The sequence below is a fragment of the Thermococcus sp. LS2 genome (genome assembly GCF_012027375.1).
Taxonomy (GTDB): domain Archaea; phylum Methanobacteriota_B; class Thermococci; order Thermococcales; family Thermococcaceae; genus Thermococcus_B.
Window position 1 is genome coordinate 285,393 of record NZ_SNUI01000002.1, and the last position, 18,713, is coordinate 304,105.

General features: G+C 43.1%; 22 protein-coding genes and 1 pseudogene. 4 read left to right on the top strand and 19 right to left on the bottom strand.

The window, feature by feature from the left end:
- The 3 genes and pseudogenes from E3E24_RS04145 to E3E24_RS04155 all read left to right on the top strand — a co-directional run bounded on the left by E3E24_RS04145 (nucleotide 1) and on the right by E3E24_RS04155 (nucleotide 2,390).
- Nucleotides 1–312: a cupin domain-containing protein gene (locus E3E24_RS04145; RefSeq protein WP_167885781.1), complete on the top strand. Its 312-nt coding sequence runs from the start codon at nucleotides 1–3 to the stop codon at nucleotides 310–312.
- Between the two features lie 3 nt (nucleotides 313–315).
- A pseudogene (locus E3E24_RS04150) lies at nucleotides 316–1,411 on the top strand (M24 family metallopeptidase).
- A 115-nt stretch (nucleotides 1,412–1,526) separates the two neighbouring features.
- A complete protein-coding gene (locus E3E24_RS04155; RefSeq protein WP_167885783.1) occupies nucleotides 1,527–2,390 on the top strand; it encodes an FTR1 family protein in 864 nt (287 codons plus the stop codon).
- A 203-nt stretch (nucleotides 2,391–2,593) separates the two neighbouring features.
- Here the strand turns inward: E3E24_RS04155 and E3E24_RS04160 are convergent, their stop codons facing one another.
- From E3E24_RS04160 to E3E24_RS04240, 17 genes are all read right to left on the bottom strand, one after another.
- A complete protein-coding gene (locus tag E3E24_RS04160) occupies nucleotides 2,594–3,409 on the bottom strand; it encodes a hypothetical protein (protein WP_167885784.1) in 816 nt (271 codons plus the stop codon).
- 65 nt (nucleotides 3,410–3,474) lie between these two features.
- Entirely contained in the window at nucleotides 3,475–3,807 is a 333-nt protein-coding gene (locus E3E24_RS04165; RefSeq protein WP_167885785.1) for a hypothetical protein, read from the bottom strand.
- Between the two features lie 2 nt (nucleotides 3,808–3,809).
- Nucleotides 3,810–4,016: a hypothetical protein gene (locus E3E24_RS04170; protein WP_167915689.1), complete on the bottom strand. Its 207-nt coding sequence runs from the start codon at nucleotides 4,014–4,016 to the stop codon at nucleotides 3,810–3,812.
- 328 nt (nucleotides 4,017–4,344) lie between these two features.
- Nucleotides 4,345–5,004: an NADH-quinone oxidoreductase subunit NuoI gene (nuoI, locus tag E3E24_RS04175; RefSeq protein ID WP_167915690.1), complete on the bottom strand. Its 660-nt coding sequence runs from the start codon at nucleotides 5,002–5,004 to the stop codon at nucleotides 4,345–4,347.
- A 5-nt stretch (nucleotides 5,005–5,009) separates the two neighbouring features.
- Complete coding sequence (locus tag E3E24_RS04180) at nucleotides 5,010–6,185, bottom strand: NADH-quinone oxidoreductase subunit D (protein ID WP_167915691.1); 1,176 nt, start codon at nucleotides 6,183–6,185, stop codon at nucleotides 5,010–5,012.
- 10 nt (nucleotides 6,186–6,195) lie between these two features.
- A complete protein-coding gene (locus E3E24_RS04185; RefSeq protein WP_167915707.1) occupies nucleotides 6,196–6,729 on the bottom strand; it encodes an NADH-quinone oxidoreductase subunit C in 534 nt (177 codons plus the stop codon).
- Nucleotides 6,730–6,734: 5 nt separating this feature from the next.
- Complete coding sequence (locus tag E3E24_RS04190) at nucleotides 6,735–7,310, bottom strand: NADH-quinone oxidoreductase subunit B family protein (RefSeq protein ID WP_167885788.1); 576 nt, start codon at nucleotides 7,308–7,310, stop codon at nucleotides 6,735–6,737.
- A 10-nt stretch (nucleotides 7,311–7,320) separates the two neighbouring features.
- The gene (locus E3E24_RS04195; RefSeq protein ID WP_167885789.1) at nucleotides 7,321–8,250 is read right to left on the bottom strand and encodes a respiratory chain complex I subunit 1 family protein; all 930 of its coding nucleotides are present in this window, start codon (nucleotides 8,248–8,250) and stop codon (nucleotides 7,321–7,323) included.
- Between the two features lie 3 nt (nucleotides 8,251–8,253).
- A complete protein-coding gene (locus E3E24_RS04200; RefSeq protein WP_206205309.1) occupies nucleotides 8,254–10,116 on the bottom strand; it encodes a proton-conducting transporter membrane subunit in 1,863 nt (620 codons plus the stop codon).
- Complete coding sequence (locus E3E24_RS04205; protein WP_167915692.1) at nucleotides 10,113–11,600, bottom strand: proton-conducting transporter membrane subunit; 1,488 nt, start codon at nucleotides 11,598–11,600, stop codon at nucleotides 10,113–10,115. Before E3E24_RS04205 ends, E3E24_RS04200 begins: the two co-directional genes overlap by 4 nt.
- A complete protein-coding gene (locus E3E24_RS04210) occupies nucleotides 11,597–11,941 on the bottom strand; it encodes an NADH-quinone oxidoreductase subunit K (RefSeq protein WP_167885791.1) in 345 nt (114 codons plus the stop codon). The genes E3E24_RS04205 and E3E24_RS04210 overlap by 4 nt, the downstream gene beginning before the upstream one ends.
- The gene (locus tag E3E24_RS04215) at nucleotides 11,938–12,651 is read right to left on the bottom strand and encodes a Na(+)/H(+) antiporter subunit B (protein ID WP_167915693.1); all 714 of its coding nucleotides are present in this window, start codon (nucleotides 12,649–12,651) and stop codon (nucleotides 11,938–11,940) included. Before E3E24_RS04215 ends, E3E24_RS04210 begins: the two co-directional genes overlap by 4 nt.
- The gene (locus E3E24_RS04220) at nucleotides 12,645–12,926 is read right to left on the bottom strand and encodes a DUF4040 domain-containing protein (protein WP_048159923.1); all 282 of its coding nucleotides are present in this window, start codon (nucleotides 12,924–12,926) and stop codon (nucleotides 12,645–12,647) included. Before E3E24_RS04220 ends, E3E24_RS04215 begins: the two co-directional genes overlap by 7 nt.
- On the bottom strand, nucleotides 12,926–13,318 hold the full coding sequence (mnhG, locus tag E3E24_RS04225) for a monovalent cation/H(+) antiporter subunit G (RefSeq protein ID WP_167885793.1): 393 nt from the start codon (nucleotides 13,316–13,318) through the stop codon (nucleotides 12,926–12,928). The genes E3E24_RS04220 and mnhG overlap by 1 nt, the downstream gene beginning before the upstream one ends.
- The gene (locus tag E3E24_RS04230; protein ID WP_167885794.1) at nucleotides 13,315–13,569 is read right to left on the bottom strand and encodes a monovalent cation/H+ antiporter complex subunit F; all 255 of its coding nucleotides are present in this window, start codon (nucleotides 13,567–13,569) and stop codon (nucleotides 13,315–13,317) included. Before E3E24_RS04230 ends, mnhG begins: the two co-directional genes overlap by 4 nt.
- The gene (locus E3E24_RS04235) at nucleotides 13,566–14,072 is read right to left on the bottom strand and encodes a Na+/H+ antiporter subunit E (protein ID WP_167885795.1); all 507 of its coding nucleotides are present in this window, start codon (nucleotides 14,070–14,072) and stop codon (nucleotides 13,566–13,568) included. The genes E3E24_RS04230 and E3E24_RS04235 overlap by 4 nt, the downstream gene beginning before the upstream one ends.
- Nucleotides 14,073–14,345: 273 nt before the next feature.
- The gene (locus tag E3E24_RS04240) at nucleotides 14,346–14,846 is read right to left on the bottom strand and encodes an ACT domain-containing protein (protein ID WP_167885796.1); all 501 of its coding nucleotides are present in this window, start codon (nucleotides 14,844–14,846) and stop codon (nucleotides 14,346–14,348) included.
- A gap of 154 nt (nucleotides 14,847–15,000) precedes the next feature.
- Between E3E24_RS04240 and E3E24_RS04245 the strand changes: the two genes are divergently transcribed.
- Nucleotides 15,001–16,263: a radical SAM protein gene (locus tag E3E24_RS04245; protein ID WP_167885797.1), complete on the top strand. Its 1,263-nt coding sequence runs from the start codon at nucleotides 15,001–15,003 to the stop codon at nucleotides 16,261–16,263.
- Here the strand turns inward: E3E24_RS04245 and wecB are convergent.
- The gene (gene wecB, locus E3E24_RS04250; RefSeq protein WP_167885798.1) at nucleotides 16,256–17,389 is read right to left on the bottom strand and encodes a non-hydrolyzing UDP-N-acetylglucosamine 2-epimerase; all 1,134 of its coding nucleotides are present in this window, start codon (nucleotides 17,387–17,389) and stop codon (nucleotides 16,256–16,258) included. The genes E3E24_RS04245 and wecB overlap by 8 nt on opposite strands.
- Entirely contained in the window at nucleotides 17,386–18,672 is a 1,287-nt protein-coding gene (locus E3E24_RS04255; protein WP_167885799.1) for a UDP-N-acetyl-D-mannosamine dehydrogenase, read from the bottom strand. The genes wecB and E3E24_RS04255 overlap by 4 nt, the downstream gene beginning before the upstream one ends.
- Nucleotides 18,673–18,713: the final 41 nt, after the last annotated feature.

The window sequence follows — 18,713 nt, forward strand, 5'->3', positions numbered from 1 at the left end:
ATGATTGTTGTAAAAGTTGAAGAAGCTGAAAGAATTGAGAACCCTCATGGAGTAGACGTTAGAAAGCTGATTAGTATGGACAATGCCCAGATATTCCATATAACACTAAAGCCTGGAGAAGAACTTAAGAGGCACACAACACCGGTGGATGCATTCCTATACATAATAAAAGGAAAGGGCGTCGTGGAAGTAGGTGAAGAAAAAGAAGAGGTAAAGAAAGCTACCCTTGTTTACCTTCCTAAGGAAGTTCCCCATAGAGTTGTAAACACAGGCAGCTTAGAGATGAAGTTTTTGGTAATTAAGGTGGAGTGAGCAATGAAAGGGAATGAAAAAATATTCAAAAAGAGAGTAGAAAGATTTCAAGAGCTCCTAAGAGAGAAGGAAATAGATGGTGCTGTTATAAGGACACTCTCGACTTTTATTTATTTCACTGGGACTAAATGGCTCAGGCCTTCGCTCCTTATTCCAGCAGAAGGCGAGCCGCTAGTTATTGTAGCTAAAGGTGAAAAAGAGCTCTTCATGCAGAGGAGCTGGATTGAAAATGTGGAAGAGTTTCAAAAGACGGAAGATTTGATGGCAATTGTGACGATGTGGATTAGGAAAAACGGCTACAACACTATCGGTATGGAATTCTCTATCGAGAGAGATGCATACATTCTGTTTTATGAAATTTTCAAGCGACTTAATCCCGGCGTGGAAATCGAAGATGTCAGACCCCTTACGATGCAACTAAGAATGATAAAAGACGAGTGGGAGCTTGAAAATATACGAAAGGCTGGAAAAATTGCAGTTAAAGGTATGAAAGTGGCGGTAGAAACCATAAGGCCAGGAAAAAGTGAGCTTGAGATAGCAGCTGAAATCGTTAGAGAGCTCATGCTCAGCGGAAGCGAAGACCCAAAAGTGTATGTCTCCGCAACTCCAAGAGCGCACGCTGAGCCTTTTAGAGATGTCAAAGTTGAGAGGGGCAAGTTTGTGACCATAGTAATCGGTGCTGACTACAACAGCTATTATGCAAACATGACGAGAAGCTTTTTCATTGGCAAGCCCAATGAGAAAGCCAAAATCGCTATTGAAGCCATGGAGAGAGTTCATCAAATAGCTCTGGAGAAGACCCGGCCGGGAGTTACTTTCGCTCAGGTAGAGAGAAATAGCCGCCGTTTACAGGGAGAAGGGACTTCAAGAGTACTACATAACGGGCTATGCCCACGGAGTTGGACTTTTAATTGAAGAAGACCCGATAACGACGATAGTGATTCCCCATAGAGCCATGAAGGCTCAAGAAGGAATGGTTCTGGCAATGGTACACGCACCTCTCATGATTCCTGAGGGTGCCGTGAAGAAAGAAGACACTATAATACTCGGCAGAGGACTTGAGAACGTCACACCCTTTGATGCCCCATTGTTCCTCTGATTTTATATTTTGATTAAGGATCGTGCATAATTTTTGCCATTCTGCTAAAAATAAGAGTTATATTCCGTTCAAACGTCTGTTAGATTGCCCTAATAAATGTTGGAGGTGCTAATTCATGAACGTTGGAGCCTTCCTAATAACCTTTAGGGAAGCACTTGAAGCTGCCATAATCGTGGCAATTATCATAGCATACCTAAAGAGGACAAAAAGGGAGGAGCAGATTAAAAGCGTGTGGGCTGGATTGGGACTCTCAATATTGGTGAGCTTCGCCTTTGGAGTTACGATTCTTAAAATCTATGGAGGATTGGAGGAGAAGGAACTCTTTGAGGGGTTAGCATCATATTTAGCCGTCATTGTGCTCACAAGCATGATATACTGGATGGCAACTAAAGGTGCAAACATAAAGGAGGAGATAGAAAGCAAGGTGTCTCAAGCAATAAATCCTTTGGCTTTGACAGCTTTCACATTCATAGTAGTCTTTAGGGAAGGCTTAGAGACTGTGCTGTTTTTGACACCATTTGCAACCCAAGATTTAGGTGGCACCCTCTTGGGATTGATTTTAGGATTAGCTGGAGCTCTAAGCTTAGCTTACCTCATCTACGGCATTGGAATGAAAATAAACCTCAGGACTTTCTTTTACTACAGCTCCATTCTGCTGATATTCGTTGCCGCTGGGCTTTTGGGGTATGGAACACATGAGCTGATTGAATTTGCCGAGGAAGAAGGAATTAGCCTGGGCTGGTTTGCTCAGACAGCTTATGACTTAGGAATTCCCAAGGATAGCATTTGGTACCACAAAGGGGCTGTAGGCTCAATATTCGCAGTGCTCTTTGGATACTCAACAAAAATGGAGTGGGGAAGGTTAATTTTGCAGTTTGGTTATATGGTGTTTGCTCTCCACCTTATGATGAGAGCATATAAAAAAGAATCCCAGATCAGTCTGCAAAGGCAACGTGGAGCGCTAAGAGAAGGCGCATGATCACCGTCTATGTGATGTGGAGCTTTTTCCATAGTCTAAACTTTTTGAGGAAATCTTTGAGCAGATAGTTGTCTACCTTCCCCCTAAGCCTCTCTATTTTTGCATTGAGATAGCGTCCATAGAATCCGCTCTGATGTTCTCTATAGGCAGAGATATTCCAGGGAGAGAAACCGCCAAAATAAAATAGATGAAAAGCTAAAGCACTAAAAAGCTCCGCTTCCAATTCCACAAATCTTTGCAAAAGGACAGTTCTCGCAGTTCTCTGTGTATGGTTTGAGGTAAGGCTCCCCTTTAATCTGCTTTGTAATTTCCTTCGCTTTTTCCATGTCCTCATCATCACCTTCCAAGACAAGAGTTACGCTACCCTCTGCTCCTCCAGCTCCTCCAGCGGCTATTGGAATTGCATCAACATTCGCCAATATGTCGTAAGCTTCAACTTCAGTTATCGGCACAGCGTGAGGTATTGGCACTAATGCAGCATAAAGCCCTGTTCCCCAGTCAAAGGAACGAATTCCCGTTATCTTTGCGCTGTATTCAACGGGTGTTGGAACTAACTTCTCCAAGCTTACTGGCGCAATCGTTAGGACACCTTTTGTTATCGTCCATCCAAATGTCCTGCCTATTGTTCCTCCATCTGGAGCTGCAGCAAACACCGCAACATTCCAGTTGACATCTATAGCGTTTGCTCCTTTGATAAAAACATCCTCTGGACCCATTTCTTTCAACGCCTCTATTGGATCACCCTCAAATGGCTTCCCCTTATAGAGAACAAGATGTTTAGGCCATGTCTCCTTTGGGGTTACACATGTCCTTCCTTTGCTTATAACTCCGACAGTCCACTTTTCTTTTTCAATTTTCTTTCCTAAAATCTCCTCTGCAATATAAGCAGCTGTTGTGCCTGTTGCAATATAAACAAAGCCATGCTTTAATGCGTATTGGACTTCATCCAAGGCTACAACGGCTTTAGCAATTAAGCGCTTGCTCTCCGGTGGAGTGAGTGTAACTAAAGCCCTTTGCATATGCATCACCACATTAAAATTTGCATCGAAGTTATATTAAAGTTTGTGAAAGGAGAGTCCAAAAATCAAAAGACCATGGGAACATAGCCTTTGTTTATGAGTTTTGAGATGACTGACCCTACGTACTCCACCTTTGCATATGGTTTTAAGCTCTCTACAATGCCTTCATCTTCCGCTATTTTCCTGCAGGCATATGGAGTTTTGTTGAGCTCTTTGAGTTTTTCTACCCAGGGCATTAGCTTTTCATTTCCTCTTGCAATTTCCCGCTCTATTGGGCCAAAGAGTACAACTTCAACTTCTTCAAGCCAGCTATACCTCACTGAGTTGACTGCATACATAAATCCTGTTAGAGCTTTCTCTATTTCAGCTGTAGAGATTATTATCAAAACTTTGGTCATTTTTAACCCTCCAAAGCCTTTATGAACTCGTCCAAGCTCTCAGTGGATATTTCTTTTTCTCCTATCCTAACGTTAATCCTCCCACAGGCGTATTTAGCGCATAGGCCAATGCACCCTGTAACTTCCACTTCATATCCTCTTGATCCTAGAATGCTTTTTATCATCCCTAAATTATTCCCAGCACAATATTCACAAATCTCAGCTTTCACTGGCACCACCAATTGATAAAACTCACCCATGCTTATAGGCCTCATTTTTGACAAAATGAATAATCTGTCCCTCTTAAAGTTATCAGAATTAGAAATGTTTTGACTTAAACGTTAATGGGCTGAACAGTTTGAGCTGAAAAATAGATACACTTTATTCTTGCCATTGAATATGAGATGATGTAAAGTCCCTATGGAAACTAATTGAGAAATCAGAGGAGTATTAATCATTGAAGTTGATTACAAAAACAGTAGAGTCAAGCTTAGGCTTTTTTAACGTTTCCCTATGAATAGGATTCAAATAGAAAAGACAAAAGAAAAACTAAGATAATTATTCTTTTTTCTCTTCAGACTTCTGCTCTTTCTTTGCTTCTCCTGCTTTTGGAGCTGCTGGTTTGGGCTTAGCAACAGCTGGTGGTCTAAGTCCATAGCCGAGGATCTTAAACTTGAACACATCACCATCCCTAAGGTAGTATGTTACCTCTTTTGTCTCCTTGTTGAACTCAATCTTTGCAACCGGGAATCTGTAATCTGGGAATTTCTCATTGATTTCCTTGATTTTGTCTGGATGAATTGGAACCCAGTCAAAGAGCTCAAGCTCCTCATCTTTCCACTCAGTTGTGAGCATGTAGTTTGAAACGAACCCCAAAGCACCAGTTGGACACACATCCACACAGAACTGGCAGAAGGTACATCTGCCATAGTCAATCTTCGGATGCGGTCTCTTCTCGACTTTGCCGTCAACTTCAATCCACGTCATCTCAATTGCTCTCGCCGGACATATCTGGCCGCAGAAGTTACAGCCAATGCACTTTTTCCAGTCGAGTGAATGGAATCCCCTGTATTTCTCAGCGATTTGAGTTTTTTCGTAGGGTATTTTGATTGTTACGGGCTTTTTGAAGAGGTACTTTAACCCAAGCCAAGGCTTAATGTATGAGGGTTTTTTCTTGATTTTGCTCTCGGGTGCAACCTTAAAATCAATCTCCTCCATTTCCATCACCTGTCAATGTCGGGCGGGCAGTTATCAAGACTCATTAATATGACTGGAACATCAGCTATCCTTGCTCCAACTAACAGCTGCTCAAGGACTCTGATACCGTGTGCGATGCTTGGCCCTCTTATCTGCACCCTATAAGGCTTGTTTCCACCATCGCTGACTACATAGGCACCAAAGTCTCCTTTCGTACTTTCAACGTGGGCAAATGCATCTCCAGCTGGAACCTTGAATCTCGGTAAGTTCTTCAGCCTTGGATCTTGGACTTTGTAAGGCCCGCTTGGTGGTCCCATTTCAAGGAGCTGCTCTAGTATGTATAAGTCCTGCTCAAGCTCGTATCTTCTAATTAATGCCCTTGCCAGTGCATCCCCTTCTTTTAACACTGGAACCTCAAAGTCAAGCTCCGGGTAAAGCAGATAGGGATCCATTCTCCTCACGTCATATGGAACGCCTGTTGCCCTTAAGTTTGGCCCAGTTACTCCCTCAGCCAGCGCAAACTTCTTATCCATGACACCAATTCCTTCCATTCTCTTGAATGTTATGTAGTTCTCGAAAACGAGGTGATCAAAGTCAGGGAGTTTGCTCTTTATGTATTCAACAGTATCCCTCAGCTGGCGGAGCCACTTATCTCCAGGAATGTCTCTTCTAACTCCGCCAGGAATTGTGTAGATGTGATAAACTCTTGCCCCAGTTAACTCCTCAAAGAGTGCCATGAGCCTTTCTCTGTAAGCTGCAGCCCACTGACCAGCGGTGTAAACACCAAGCTTGAAGCTGAGACCCATTATCCAAAAGAGATACGCGGAAACCCTTGCCATCTCCAAGACTGTTGTTCTAATCCACTGTGCTCTCTCTGGAACCTCCCAGCCCATCAATTCATCAACAGCCATTGAGTAAATTGCCTCTGGAACATCTGGTTCTGGGACACAAATTCTCAAGAGCAAAGCAATGTTTGTGTACCAAGGTCTGAGTTCAGCTAACTTTTCAAATCCTCTGTGCAAAAATCCAGGATTTGCTATGGCTTTAACAACCCTATGACCGTCCATTTTGAGGATTATGCTGAAGTTTTCAGTGGCCATGTGCTGCGGACCGAAGAACAACTCATAAGTATCTTTGTCGAGGGGTAAAAGCTCCATGCCATTTTCTCTCGCTTCTTTAATAAGTTCTCTTTGTGAAACCATTTCTCTCACCTCAAATCACGTAATTGTCTTTGTTCTCATCAAATCTGTCCAAAATCTTGTACTTCTTTTTCACGTAGGCAAGCATGTCAAAGTCCTTTCTGTGTGGGAACAGTCCTTGCTCTGCATCATCAAGAATCCAAGGCATTTCCATCTTCTCATTACCCTCAAAGTAAACTCCATAGAAGTCATGAGCGTCTCTCTCATAGGTCTCTGCAACTGGGTAGATATCCTTGACTGTTGGCATCCGTGCCTTGTCTAACTCCCTCGGAATCCTTGTCTTAACCATTGCATGAGTCCTGTGAGTTATGCTCCACATTTGGTAAACCAGCTCATATTCCCCTTCTTTTAGCCAGTCAACCACCGTTATCTGCAGCATGAGCTCAAAGTTATTTTCTTTGAGGGTCATTAAGAAGTCTCTTATCCTATCTGCTGGTACTTTGAACTCAATCCTCCTCTCTCTTCTGACTCTTCCCTCAGCATAAGGAGCTTTTTCCAATATCTTCTGAACAAGGGCTTGCTCTCTCTCCCACTTGACTCCTGTCATCTCCTTCACTCCTCCTTTTTCTTCTTGTCCATTAGCCATGGAATCCACCTCCTTGCTTCTCTCTCACGCCATCCTTCTCCAAACAGCTCATCTTGGTTCTTCTTGTACCACTCATAGTTCTCCTTGTATCTCTTCCAGCCATCAGCGGTTCCATTCTCAATCATTTCCATGAGTTTCTTGATCCCGTCCATCACTGCCTCTGGTCTCGGCATGCATCCAGCTATGACGACATCAACGGGAATGTATCTATCAAGGTGCTTGATTGCATTGTATGCATCCCAGTAGATTCCACCGTTGAGCGGACATGAGCCATGAGCTAACACATACTTAGGGTCTGGCTGCATCTCGTAGGTTATGATGATTCTCTTGAGGGTCTTTGGGGTTACATAACCGGTAATTAAGAACAGATCAGCCATTCTTGGAGCTGGATTTGGCATCATACCGAATCTTTCGAGGTCATATCTTGATGTCATGAGGGGCGGCATCTCTATACCGCCACACCCTGTACAGAATGATACAATCCAAAGGCTCTTCTTTCTCGCAAATTCAAAGAGGGGTTCAAATAAACGCCAATCCACCATTTTTATCACCTCACAGAGCTGCTAATATCGCACCTGCAGCTGCTATTATAGTTGGCCACTTCCAGTAGAATCTTGCAGCTTGGTCGATTGTGAATCTTGGGAATATTGCTCCAATGAAGATTGCAATCATAAGTACTGCAAGCTGCTTGACTAGGAGTATAGCTAAGCTTGCTATCGTGTTGAGGATTGGGCTTGCAAATGCTGTAACAACAGCGCCTCCAAGGAATATGTTTGCAAAGAACAATGTCTCAGCAAAGAGTGCTATAGCATGCTGTATCTGAAGGATTCCCATGTGCTTGCCGCCGAACTCAACCATTGGACCCAAGGAGATTTCACCTGGAGCAATCATGATGTCGAATGGCTCCTTACCGAACATTGCTTGCAAAACGAGATCGTAAGCTATTGCCGCTAAGAGTAAAGGCAGATGTGTTATGCTCCATCCCATTGTCTGCTGGGCCATGACTATTTGATAGGTGCTGAATGTTCCGTAAAATTCTGCCAGAGCAACTATTGCAAATCCTAATGGCACTTGAATAGCCAGCAACGTAAGTAAAGCTCTCTGGGCACCTAAACCCGCCCATGGGTTTCCAGAGCTCATTGCGGCAAACATTATACCGAGCATTGGGATTTCGAGGAGGAAAGTGATGAGGATTAGATCCCCATATGCTCTGAGTATGCTGACTCCACCGAGAGGTATGAACATCAATGCCAAGATTGTTGCTCCCAAAGCGTAGATTACTCCAAAGTCGTAGATGAGTCCGTGGGTTATGTTGCTCTTCTTTGAAAGCAGCTTAATCGTATCAAGGATAGGCTGGTAAATCGGTGGTCCAACCCTTCTGTGAATCCTTGCAGTTACAATCCTGATTATCCCCATGAACATGAAGCCCATGAATGTCGCATAAAGTAAAATTAAGAAAGCTTTAACTGCTATCATCAACATTCTTCACACCCCCCAAAGTGCAAGGATTAACAGGACTATCGCCAGATACCAAGCATAGGCTTGAACACTTCCATTGTATATGTAGTGCCTCATGGTTTCTGCCAAGTCTTCAATCCAGCTTCCAATGTCTTGGTAGAGTTTGTCAAAGCTTATCCTGAGCCAGAAAGCTAATGCCTCTTTAAGCGGAAGGAAGAAGTTCCTCCTGATTGTTAAGTTGTACTCCATTGTCACTGGATTACCTGCCTGATATGTATCGGTAACTGGAACCTTTCTGACCTTTGCCCCGAGGAAGTAAATTATTGCAGCAATCACCAGGCCAACCACGAGCCATATAGTAAGAAGCAGACCGTTGTACCTTCCGAAGCCTAAGTTAAGCTCCCATATTGTTCCGCCAATTACTTCTTGACCGAATATTTTATTGAGTTCCTTGGCAACTAATCCCGGTGCAATTCCAAAGACAACGTTGAGTAGTGCCAATATTCCCATAGCTATTGCAAGCGGAAGCGGGGCATCCTTCGTGTCATCTAAATCTGTAGGTCTTTGACCGAACCACACTGCATAAGTGAACCTGATGAGGTAAACGAAACCTATTGCACTACCAAAGAAGATCATACCGCCAAGGATTGGCATGTTTTCGTGAATTACTGCTTCAAAGAGCAGCCACTTGCTTGCAAATCCCACTAGCGGAGGTATTCCAGCTAGGCTGAGGATTGCAACGAAGGCCATTGCAAAGGTTATTGGCATCTTTTCAGCTAAGCCGCCCATATCTTTAAACTCAGTCTTCCCTGTGCGGTAGATTATTGTTGCCACTATGAGGAAGAATAGTCCTTTGAAGAGTGCGTGGCTTATTGCGTGGTAAATTGCAGCTTCAATGCTTAATGCTGTTCCGACACCTATACCAACGAGAATGTAGCCTATTTGGCTTATACTTGAATAAGCAAAGAGCTTTCTAATGTCCTCTTGCAGAGCAGCTAAGAGACCGCCAACTATTATGGTGAGACCTCCGAGGAGAGCAATTATGTAGCCGAACTTCGGAGCTGCGCCAATTTTTCCAAACTCATACATGAGTCTAGTGCCCAGAAGGATGTAGATTATCAGCATACCGTAAACTCCTGCTTTGCTCAAAACACCGCTGAACATTGCCGTATAGCTCTGGTTGGTTTCGCTGTATGCATCTGGTGCCCACACGTGGAGTGGGAACATTCCAGCTTTGACACCGAATGCTATTAGGAACAGTCCGAAGACCAATATCATTTCATTTCTGCTGAAGAATGTATCAGTTCCAAAGGCCCCTCTCATGGCATCCTGATAAAGCACCTGCTGGATTGTCGCGAAGTCTAAAGCACCAACCTTTGCATAGATGATGCCTATTGCTATGAGCATTGCGTAAGCTCCAAAGACGCTGAGCAAGAAGTATTTGAGAGATGCTTTTCTGTTGTATTTGAGCACCATCATAAATGAGGCAAATGTCATAACTTCCCAGAAGATGAAGAATCCTGCGAGGTCATCTGCTAGGAATACTCCAAGTACTCCGGTTAAGCTCATCAAAGCAAATAGCCACTCGTAGCTATCCTTCGCTGTTGATACCATTCCTAGCACTGCTGCAAAGCCCACAACTCCAGCAATCATTGCAAATATCCAGTTGATTTGATAGAGGAGGAACTCGAACTTAAAGCCTGCAAGGGTTATTGAATACTGAATACTCGGCTGTGTGTTGAGAGTTTGATAAGCCTGAATAAGATAAGCTAAAGGAATTGCAGCGCCAATTACTCCTATAGCCTCTCTAATACCCTTGACGTCAATCAGCCATGCTAACACTCCAGCCAACAATGGTGCGAAAATTATTATCATGAGCTCGTTAATCATGGGCTCACCCCCAGAAGTGGGACATTTTTAATGTAATTTGCTACATTGTACAAGTCTGCAGCAGCTTTCTGGACGATGTTCCAGACAAGTTCTGGGTAAACACCTATGACGATTATTAGAGCAACCAGCAGAAGCATTATCACGCTCAATGCTAGGCTTTCCTCGATCTTCCCTCCTTCTCCTTCAAACCACATTGTATGAATCAACCTAAAGTAATAAACTGCCTCCACGAGGCTTGCACCGAGAATTAATGCCACTATCCCTGTTTTTCCTACCTGAAGAGCTGCAAGTAAAAGCCTAAATTTGCTCCAGAAGATGTTGAACAGCGGAATTCCTACGACGCTTATTGCTCCAACTGTGATAGCAAAAGCGGTAAGCGGCATTCTCTTTCCTAAGCCTTTGAAGTTCTCTATGTGTGGGCTTCCGAACGTTACTGCAACATAGCCAACAGCTAAGAACATCAGAGCCTTAACTACTGCATGGTTGAGCATGTGGAACACGGCGGCATCAACGGCTTGAGGTGTTGCAACTCCAAAGCCCACAGCTATGAGGCCAATCTGGGCTATACTTGAGTAGGCAAGCATTCTCTTAACGTTTGTCTGCCTCAATGCGGAGAGCTCACCGATGACAACGGTAAGCGTACCGAGGATTAGAATCAAGTTAAGTATTCCCATGAATGCTGGAGTATCTTTGAAGAGGTAGACAATTCTGACCATTGCATACAGACCAGCTTTAACTACGAAGGCCGAGAACATCACTGTTACTGGATGAGGTGATGCTTGATATGCATCTGGTGCCCAAGCGTTGAGCGGGAAGAGTTCAGCTTCAACTGCTAAGCCAACGACGAGTAACGCTAGAGCTGCCTGAGCTACTGTTGGATTCATCTTTGAGGCAAGCATAGCAATTTGCGCTAAGTTTAATGTGCCTAAGCTTCCGTAGAGCAATGCTACACCAACTAAGAAGAAGCTTGAGCCAATTCCACCTAAAATGATGTACTTCATTGCCGCCTCGCTTGCTTCTCCGGTCTTGTTGTAGCCTGTCAAAGCGTAGGCACTGATTGCTGTGATTTCCATGAAGACAAAGAGGTTGAATATATCTCCTGTTGCAATCATTCCGGTAGCACCGAGCATTAAGAGGAGGAACAGCATTGCATACTTGTCAATTGGCTCAACGTCGATTGCCTTCATGCTGAACACTGCCATGAAAAAGCTTACTATTGCGATGATCAGCACAAACAGTGCTGCAAAGTGTCCAATGTAGAGGTTTATTCCAACTGGTGGCTGAAATCCACCAGCAAGGACTATTATCGGCTGTCCAGTTGTGTAGACTTCCTTGAAAGCCCAAGCCGCTATGCCTGTCTGGATTAGAGTTACTAAAGTCAGATAAGGTAGGATAACCTTTTTACCAGCTCTCTTGATGAGCGGAACGAGGAATGCGCTGAATAAAGGTAGAGCTATGAGGAGTGAAGCATATTGGGGATTCATCCTCTCAACCCCCTAATCTTTTCGATATCCAAAGTCTTGTACTTCTCGTAGAGGTTTATCGCAACAGTCAAAGCTAAAGCAGTAGTTGCAACGCCGATAACAATTGCCGTAAGAACAAGAGCTTGTGGTATTGGGTCAACTGCCGTTTGAGGTGTTGCGCCTTCTGTCAAAATAGGTGCAGTTCTACCGCTTACATATCCAACGCTTATTAGGAGCAAGTTCACGCCAGTTTCCATTATGCTGAGCCCTACAAGGATTTTAAGCAGATTTCTCTTTGTGAGGATTGCATAAAGCCCAATCAAGATGAGCGAGATTGCTCCAAAGTAATAGGCACTAATCATTGCCCTCCCTCCTTGGGCTCCTTAACCATGTTGTCAACGATTCCAGTAAGCTCGGTTCCGACCTTGAGACCAATCAGCGTGTAGATTATTGGTATGAACCCAGCACTGAAGAGCCTCCCTATGTTGTCATGGCCGAGTTGCCATGTTTGCCATATCCAGTCAAAGAGGAAGTAGCCGCCTATTGCAAGTCCAATAAGGCCAACGATTACATAGCTCATTCCCGCTAAGCCTTCGAGAGGCTCGAAGACCTTGTGCGGAATTTCATACTCTCTGAACGCTAGGTAAAGCATTAGGAATGCGGTGGCAATCGTTGCTCCGCCCGGGAAGCCCCCTCCCGGTGTTAAGTGACCATGGATGAATATGTAGGCACCAAAGAGCATTATGAATGGCAACAATAACCTTGAACCAGTCTGGAGAACAACGCTCCCCTCGCTCTTTGCAGTTCTTTCCCTCTTCTTCCTCCAGAGTAGAGCAGCAACACCTGTAGCCGCTATGAACAGAACTGTAACCTCACCGAGGGTATCGAAACCTCTGTAATTAACAACGACAGCCGTAACGGCATTTACGGCACCAGTCTGTTCCTTCACATTCTCAAGGTAATACTTTCCAACAAGCATTTTATCTGCTCCAAAGGGAATCTCAGCTAAGGCATTTGCAAGCCAATATCCTGTAATTAGTATAAGGATGATTGCAAGTGCTCTCTTCACCATCTGACCCACCACCCTGTTCCTTCCTCCTCGCTCTCATACCTCTCAGTCCTCTTTATTGCGAAGATAAACACAGCAGCGCTCATTGCTGCACCTATAGCAGCTTCAACCATGGCAACATCTGGAGCTTGGAGCAGGAAGAAAGCGATTGACGCGAATAAGCTCACTGCCGCCATTCCAACTACTGCTGCCAATAAATCCCTCCACTCTACTGCGAAGATTGCTGAAACTATCATGAGGATAACAATTAGATACTCAATACATTGGACACAGTTAATCATTGCTCTCCCTCCTTTGTCTCATCAGAAACTTCCTCTTTGCCCTCTTCTTTTTCCAAATACTCCCTATACTTGTCAACAACGCTGCCTTCCCACAGAGGAATTCCGCTCTTATATGCTGCTCTGATTAATGCATGGGCGCTTATTGGGTTAGTTAACAGCAAGAACACTGCAATCACGAGGGTCTTTGGAAGCCACGCATAGGAACCAACATGCCCAATTGCCCAAATGCCAACTCCAATGATGACACCCAATGAACCAAGTGTAGCGCTCTTAGTTGCAGTCTGCATTCTGTTGTAAACATCGGGCATTCTGATGAGACCGAGAGATGATAGGAAGTAGAATATCGTTCCAAAGAGGACTAAAAACTCCCCAACAATCTCCGCGATCATACTCCTCCCTCCAAGTATCTTGCGAATGCTATGACACCCAGGAAAGCTAGAATTGCATATACCAGTGCAACATCAAGGAATATTGCTCTCTTGTAGTAAAGTGCAAACAGAACCATTAGTCCAGTAGTTATTGTAGTCATGATGTCAACAGCAACCAGTCTGTCAACTGTCGTCGGCCCTCTGAAAACTCTGTACATGCTTAGGAGTGTTGCCACTGCTATGACCGCAAGATAGATGTTAATCCCTATCATTCGAAAATCACCTTCAGGAATTTTTCAAAAGGCCTCGTTATGTTATCTGAGGCGCCTTCAACACTCGCATCTTTAACGTCGATCCAGTGGATAAAATAGCGGTCTCCTTTGACATCAAGGGTTATTGTACCTGGTGTTAAGGTTATTGAGTTCGCCAAGGCTAACTTTCCTGCATTGTTCTTCAGAACAGTTTTGCACTCAACAATTCCTGGGTTTATTGGCCTCTTTGGATGTAAGACCCTATATGCAACATCCAAATTTGCCATGATCATAGCCCAGAGGAAGTATGGCACGTATGCTATTGCATAGGCAACTCTTCTTGGGTGAAGATTTGCTAGGCCTCTTTCTGTAAACACTTCATAAGTCAATGCACCTACGATAAGGGAGAATAGCAGTCCAATTGTAAGCTCTTGCGGGTCTAAGCTGCTTGTAAGGAAAAGCCAAATCACAAAAAGCACAATCACAGTGTAGAGGTAACGGCTTATCTTGCTTGCCTCCTCCATTACCAACCCTCCAAAGCTTAAACTTGAAACTTTTTACATCTTAACTTTTGGTTCAAAATTGATGTTTATAAACTTTATCAAACAAACTTTTAGTTTTAAACTGAAAGTTAAAAATAGAGGTAGCAAAAATGTCCTTTGCTGTAGCAGAGCATTCTTTGAAGTGCATAGCATACCATCAATGCTAGAATCATTTTTTGAGTTGTAGGGACATAACAAAGCTACACAGCCACCTAGCAGTTATGATAAAAATTTAAGCAGAGAAGAATCTTGGAACTAATAAATTGAGATTCTCTTGACGCCTTCGAGTTTTGAAAGCTCATTGATCAAGTCGCCGGGAATTGGTTTCTCTGTAATTATAGTTAGGGTAGCCTCCGGATAAAGCTCCGGATCTTCAGCTACAACTTGAATAATATTTATCCCTCTCTCCGCAATCTTTCCAGCAATCTTTGCCAGAATTCCAATAGCTCTAGGCTCCGGCTCGATTTCGATAACACCATAACCCACATGCCTGCCAACGAATTTCATGTGAACTGTTGGTTCCAAGTTGGTGTAAATCTCTCTGAGCTCTGGTATTTTGAGGATCATTGCAACGGTCTCTTTGACAACTCTTCTATCAACATCGAGAGCCTTTGCTATCTTTGTATATGGCACTTCAATGCTTCCGCACTTTATTTTCATGTCATCGGAAACCTTAAGTCCATACTTTAAGAGTGTCTTTGCTATTTGCTTCCTAACGGGATATTCATCAAAATAATGCTCAATCTTTCCCCACATAGGTACCACCTTGAGCAATCCAGTCCAGCATTATACTCTAGACGACAATAATATTAAAATGTTTCCATGTTCACATTTATCACGAAGAATGTACGAATTAGGTATTATAAAACTTTACTCAAGATTTTTAAACTATTACTCATGAATGCCAACCATGATTAAAATTAAGTTTCCTCATTCATACTTTGAGGACTTAGGCGAGAGCGTTAGGTTAATCTGGAGAAACACCCTTTATGCAGATTTTGAAAAAAAGCTCCTTGCAAGAGCTATAAAAAAGAAATACAGAGTCAAACCAGAAATCACAGCTCAAGATGGCCATCTCCTCATTAACGTTGACAATCCAGATGTTGAAAAGTTCATCACATTTTTCATTCAGAATAATCTTGGAGAGTTCTTAAGGAACCGATACACAAGAAGGAAAATAATCTACATTCATGAAGGTATGAGTGTTCCCCTATTGGGCTACAACGCCTTTGGTCTAATTGATAGAGGTACGAACCTAATTCAAGTAAGAGGTTCGAGTGGATGCAATCTATCATGCATTTTCTGCTCGGTTGATGAGGGACCATATTCAAGGACTAGAAAACTTGACTATGTTGTTGATGTAGACTATTTAATGAAATGGTTCGATGAAGTTGCAAGATTTAAAGGCAAAGGGCTTGAGGCACACTTAGACGGGCAGGGTGAACCTTTGATTTATCCATTCATAGTTGAGCTTGTGCAGGCATTGAAAGAGCACCCAAATGTTGATGTCGTATCAATGCAGAGCAATGGTGTTCTTTTGAACGACAAGCTAGTTGAAGAACTCGCTGAGGCTGGATTGGATAGAATGAATCTTTCAGTACATTCTCTTGACCCAGAAAAGGCGAAGATGTTAATGGGAATGAAAGATTACGACCTAAATCATGTTTTAGAGATGGCAGAAGCTTTGGTAAATGCGGGGATTGATGTTCTTCTCGCCCCGGTAATTATCTTTGGAGTGAATGACAATGAGGCTGAGGCATTCATAGAGTTTGCAAGGAAGATCGGAGCTGGAAAGAGATGGCCTGCATTAGGTTTTCAGAACTACGTGCCATATAAATTCGGCAGAAATCCAGCAATAGCCAAACTCATGCCATTTAAGAAGTTCTATGACTGGTTAAGAGAGCTTGAGAAAAAGACTGGGATGAAGCCCCTCGTCTTAAGACCAGAGCACTTTGGAATGCATAGGAGGAAATTTATCCCATTAGTCTTTAGGACTGGAGAGGTAGTGAAAGCTGAGATTGTTCTGCCTGGAAGAATTGAAGGCGAGATGCTCGGGATTGCGAGGAATAGGCTAATTGAAGTAATCAACACCAATGCCAAGGTTGGAGATAAGATAAAGGTTAAGATTGTGAGGACAAGGCATGGGATTTATGTGGCAACTCCAGTTAAATAAACCTTGAACTCCTAACTTTCAGCTCTCCTCTTTCATAAAGCTCAAGCAAAATCTTCACAATTCTTTCTCCTGCTTTTCCATCGCCGAAAGGATTCTCTGCAGATGCCATTTTTTCATAGAATTCCCTATCATTTAAAAGTCTGTTAATATAGTGCAGTGCTCTATCCTTCTCAAGACCAACCAAAATGTTACCGCCAGCTTTAACTGTCTCTGGCCTCTCAGTATTGTAGCGCAAAGTTAAGCATGGAACATTGAGAATTATGCTTTCCTCCTGCACTCCGCCAGAATCAGTCATTACAATCTTAGCATTCTTCTGTAGCTTTAAAAAGTCAAGGTATCCCAGAGGCTGTGTGACAATGAGGTTCTCGATTTTATTAACCCTCTCCCACAGCCCAAACTCTTTAAGCCTGTTTCTCGTTCTCGGATGCATTGGATAAACTGCTTTTATTGGAAGGGCTTCAAGGATGTCAACTAGTTTTCCAAGATTTTCTTTGCTGTCGGTGTTCTCTGCTCTGTGAGCTGTGATGAGGATATACTCTTTTGGCTTTAGCCCAAGTTTTTCAAGAATCCTGCTTTTCCGCTCAGCTATCTCTGAGTTTTGCAAAACTGCATCGACTATTGTGTTCCCAACAACATAAACGCCTTCTCTAATACCTTCATTCTCCAAATTTTTCTTGGCTTCCTCTGTTGGAGCAAAGAGGACTTCACTTGCATGATCAGCTAGAATTCTGTTTATTTCTTCGGGCATTGTTCTGTCAAAGCTCCTCAGTCCAGCTTCAACATGAGCCACAGGGATTTTGAGCTTAACACTAGCTAAAGCTCCAGCTAGAACTGTATTTGTATCACCTTGAACGAGTGTGACATCTGGCTTCTCTTTTATCAAAACTTTCTCAATCTTAATCATGGCAATTCCTGTCTGCTCTGCTTGGGTTCCAGAGCCGACTTCAAGATGATAGTCGATGCTGTCAAGCTCAAGCTCTTCCAAAAATATCCTGCTCATCTCGTAGTCGTAATGCTGTCCCGTATGAATTAGGAGAGGCTTAACTCCTCTTTTCTCAAATGCTCTAATAACCGGGGCAAGCTTTATAATCTCAGGCCGTGTTCCGAAGACAAATGCTGGCTTCAATACTCGCCCCTCCCAATGCCCTTAAATATAAAGCCCTTGGGAGGTTTGTCTATTACATGTCTTCCGTCTACTAGGATTTTATTCCTCATCAATTTCCCTAGTTCTTCCCAATTGAGTTCTTTAAACTGTGAGTGGTCAGTTGCAATTACAATTGCATCAGAATCTTTTACTGCTTCCTCAAGGGTTTTATGCGTCCCATCGACATATGGGTCATAAGAACGAACTTCTTTAACGTCATCTTGGATAGCCTCAATAAACGCATAGGCTGGTGAGTTCCTTGTATCGTCAGAGTTTCCTTTGTATGCTAAGCCAAGAACAGTTACAACAGCTTCTTCTGAGGGTAGGTTTATCATCTTAAATGCCTCAAATAGCAAGTCCTTTGCCATTAAAGGCATGTCTTCATTGATTTCTCTCGCTTTCTTGATTAATCCAAAGTCTTCTTTTGCTGAACTGAGCAGTAAATACGGGTCTTTTGGCAAACAATGGCCTCCAACTCCTATTCCAGGGATGTGTATTTTGACCCTGGGATGGGTGTTTGCTAGCTCAATGGCCTCAAAGATGTTAATCTTATACTGATGAGCTAAAAATGCAAACTCATTTGCCAACGCAATGTTGACATCTCTGAACGTGTTCTCCATGAGCTTTACCATCTCACTTGTGGTAGAATCTGTTTTGAAAATCTGTCCTTTAACAAATGCTCTATACAAAACTTCAGCCAAGTCAGCACTCTCTTTGGTTATTCCACCAAGGATTCTCGAGTTATAAACAAGCTCCTTGAAAATTCTTCCCGGCATTACTCTCTCTGGGGCATGAACCATATAGAAGTCTTTTCCAGCTTTAAATCCAGTGAGGCTCTCAATTAATTCTGCCATTCTTACAGTGGTCAGAGGAGGAACAGTGCTCTCAATTATCACCAAGGAACCTTTTTTCATTGCTTTTGCTACAGTTTTTACTGCACTTTCGAGATACTCTAAGTTAGGTGTCTTATCCTCTTTGAGCGGAGTCTGAACACAAATTATGTAGACATCCTTATTCTTAATGTCTTCAGGGTTTGATGTAGCCCTGAGTTTGCCGCTTTTCAGAGCTTTGCGGAGTAGCTCATTTATCTCCGGTTCGACGATATGAGCTTCCCCAGAATTGAGCTTTTTTACAACATCTTCTCTAATCTCATATCCAATCACATTAAATCCAGAGTTAGCAAACATTATGGCAGTTGGAAGGCCAATGTATCCTAATCCAATCACAGCAATCTCTGCCTGCCTGTCCTCTATCCTCTCCCTCACTTCACTCACCTAACATTAAAGGCAGAAAAAACAAATTTAAG

What these genes read in the sequence shown, in the direction of transcription:
- E3E24_RS04145 (WP_167885781.1), top strand. Translation starts at nt 1, where the DNA reads ATGATTGTTGTAAAAGTTGAAGAAGCTGAAAGAATTGAGAACCCTCAT.
- E3E24_RS04155 (WP_167885783.1), top strand. Translation starts at nt 1,527, where the DNA reads ATGAACGTTGGAGCCTTCCTAATAACCTTTAGGGAAGCACTTGAAGCT.
- E3E24_RS04160 (WP_167885784.1), bottom strand. Translation starts at nt 3,409, where the DNA reads ATGCAAAGGGCTTTAGTTACACTCACTCCACCGGAGAGCAAGCGCTTA.
- E3E24_RS04165 (WP_167885785.1), bottom strand. Translation starts at nt 3,807, where the DNA reads ATGACCAAAGTTTTGATAATAATCTCTACAGCTGAAATAGAGAAAGCT.
- nuoI (WP_167915690.1), bottom strand. Translation starts at nt 5,004, where the DNA reads ATGGAGGAGATTGATTTTAAGGTTGCACCCGAGAGCAAAATCAAGAAA.
- E3E24_RS04180 (WP_167915691.1), bottom strand. Translation starts at nt 6,185, where the DNA reads ATGGTTTCACAAAGAGAACTTATTAAAGAAGCGAGAGAAAATGGCATG.
- E3E24_RS04185 (WP_167915707.1), bottom strand. Translation starts at nt 6,729, where the DNA reads ATGACAGGAGTCAAGTGGGAGAGAGAGCAAGCCCTTGTTCAGAAGATA.
- E3E24_RS04190 (WP_167885788.1), bottom strand. Translation starts at nt 7,310, where the DNA reads ATGGTGGATTGGCGTTTATTTGAACCCCTCTTTGAATTTGCGAGAAAG.
- E3E24_RS04195 (WP_167885789.1), bottom strand. Translation starts at nt 8,250, where the DNA reads ATGTTGATGATAGCAGTTAAAGCTTTCTTAATTTTACTTTATGCGACA.
- E3E24_RS04200 (WP_206205309.1), bottom strand. Translation starts at nt 10,116, where the DNA reads ATGATTAACGAGCTCATGATAATAATTTTCGCACCATTGTTGGCTGGA.
- E3E24_RS04205 (WP_167915692.1), bottom strand. Translation starts at nt 11,600, where the DNA reads ATGAATCCCCAATATGCTTCACTCCTCATAGCTCTACCTTTATTCAGC.
- E3E24_RS04210 (WP_167885791.1), bottom strand. Translation starts at nt 11,941, where the DNA reads ATGATTAGTGCCTATTACTTTGGAGCAATCTCGCTCATCTTGATTGGG.
- E3E24_RS04215 (WP_167915693.1), bottom strand. Translation starts at nt 12,651, where the DNA reads ATGGTGAAGAGAGCACTTGCAATCATCCTTATACTAATTACAGGATAT.
- mnhG (WP_167885793.1), bottom strand. Translation starts at nt 13,318, where the DNA reads ATGATCGCGGAGATTGTTGGGGAGTTTTTAGTCCTCTTTGGAACGATA.
- E3E24_RS04230 (WP_167885794.1), bottom strand. Translation starts at nt 13,569, where the DNA reads ATGATAGGGATTAACATCTATCTTGCGGTCATAGCAGTGGCAACACTC.
- E3E24_RS04235 (WP_167885795.1), bottom strand. Translation starts at nt 14,072, where the DNA reads ATGGAGGAGGCAAGCAAGATAAGCCGTTACCTCTACACTGTGATTGTG.
- E3E24_RS04240 (WP_167885796.1), bottom strand. Translation starts at nt 14,846, where the DNA reads ATGTGGGGAAAGATTGAGCATTATTTTGATGAATATCCCGTTAGGAAG.
- E3E24_RS04245 (WP_167885797.1), top strand. Translation starts at nt 15,001, where the DNA reads ATGATTAAAATTAAGTTTCCTCATTCATACTTTGAGGACTTAGGCGAG.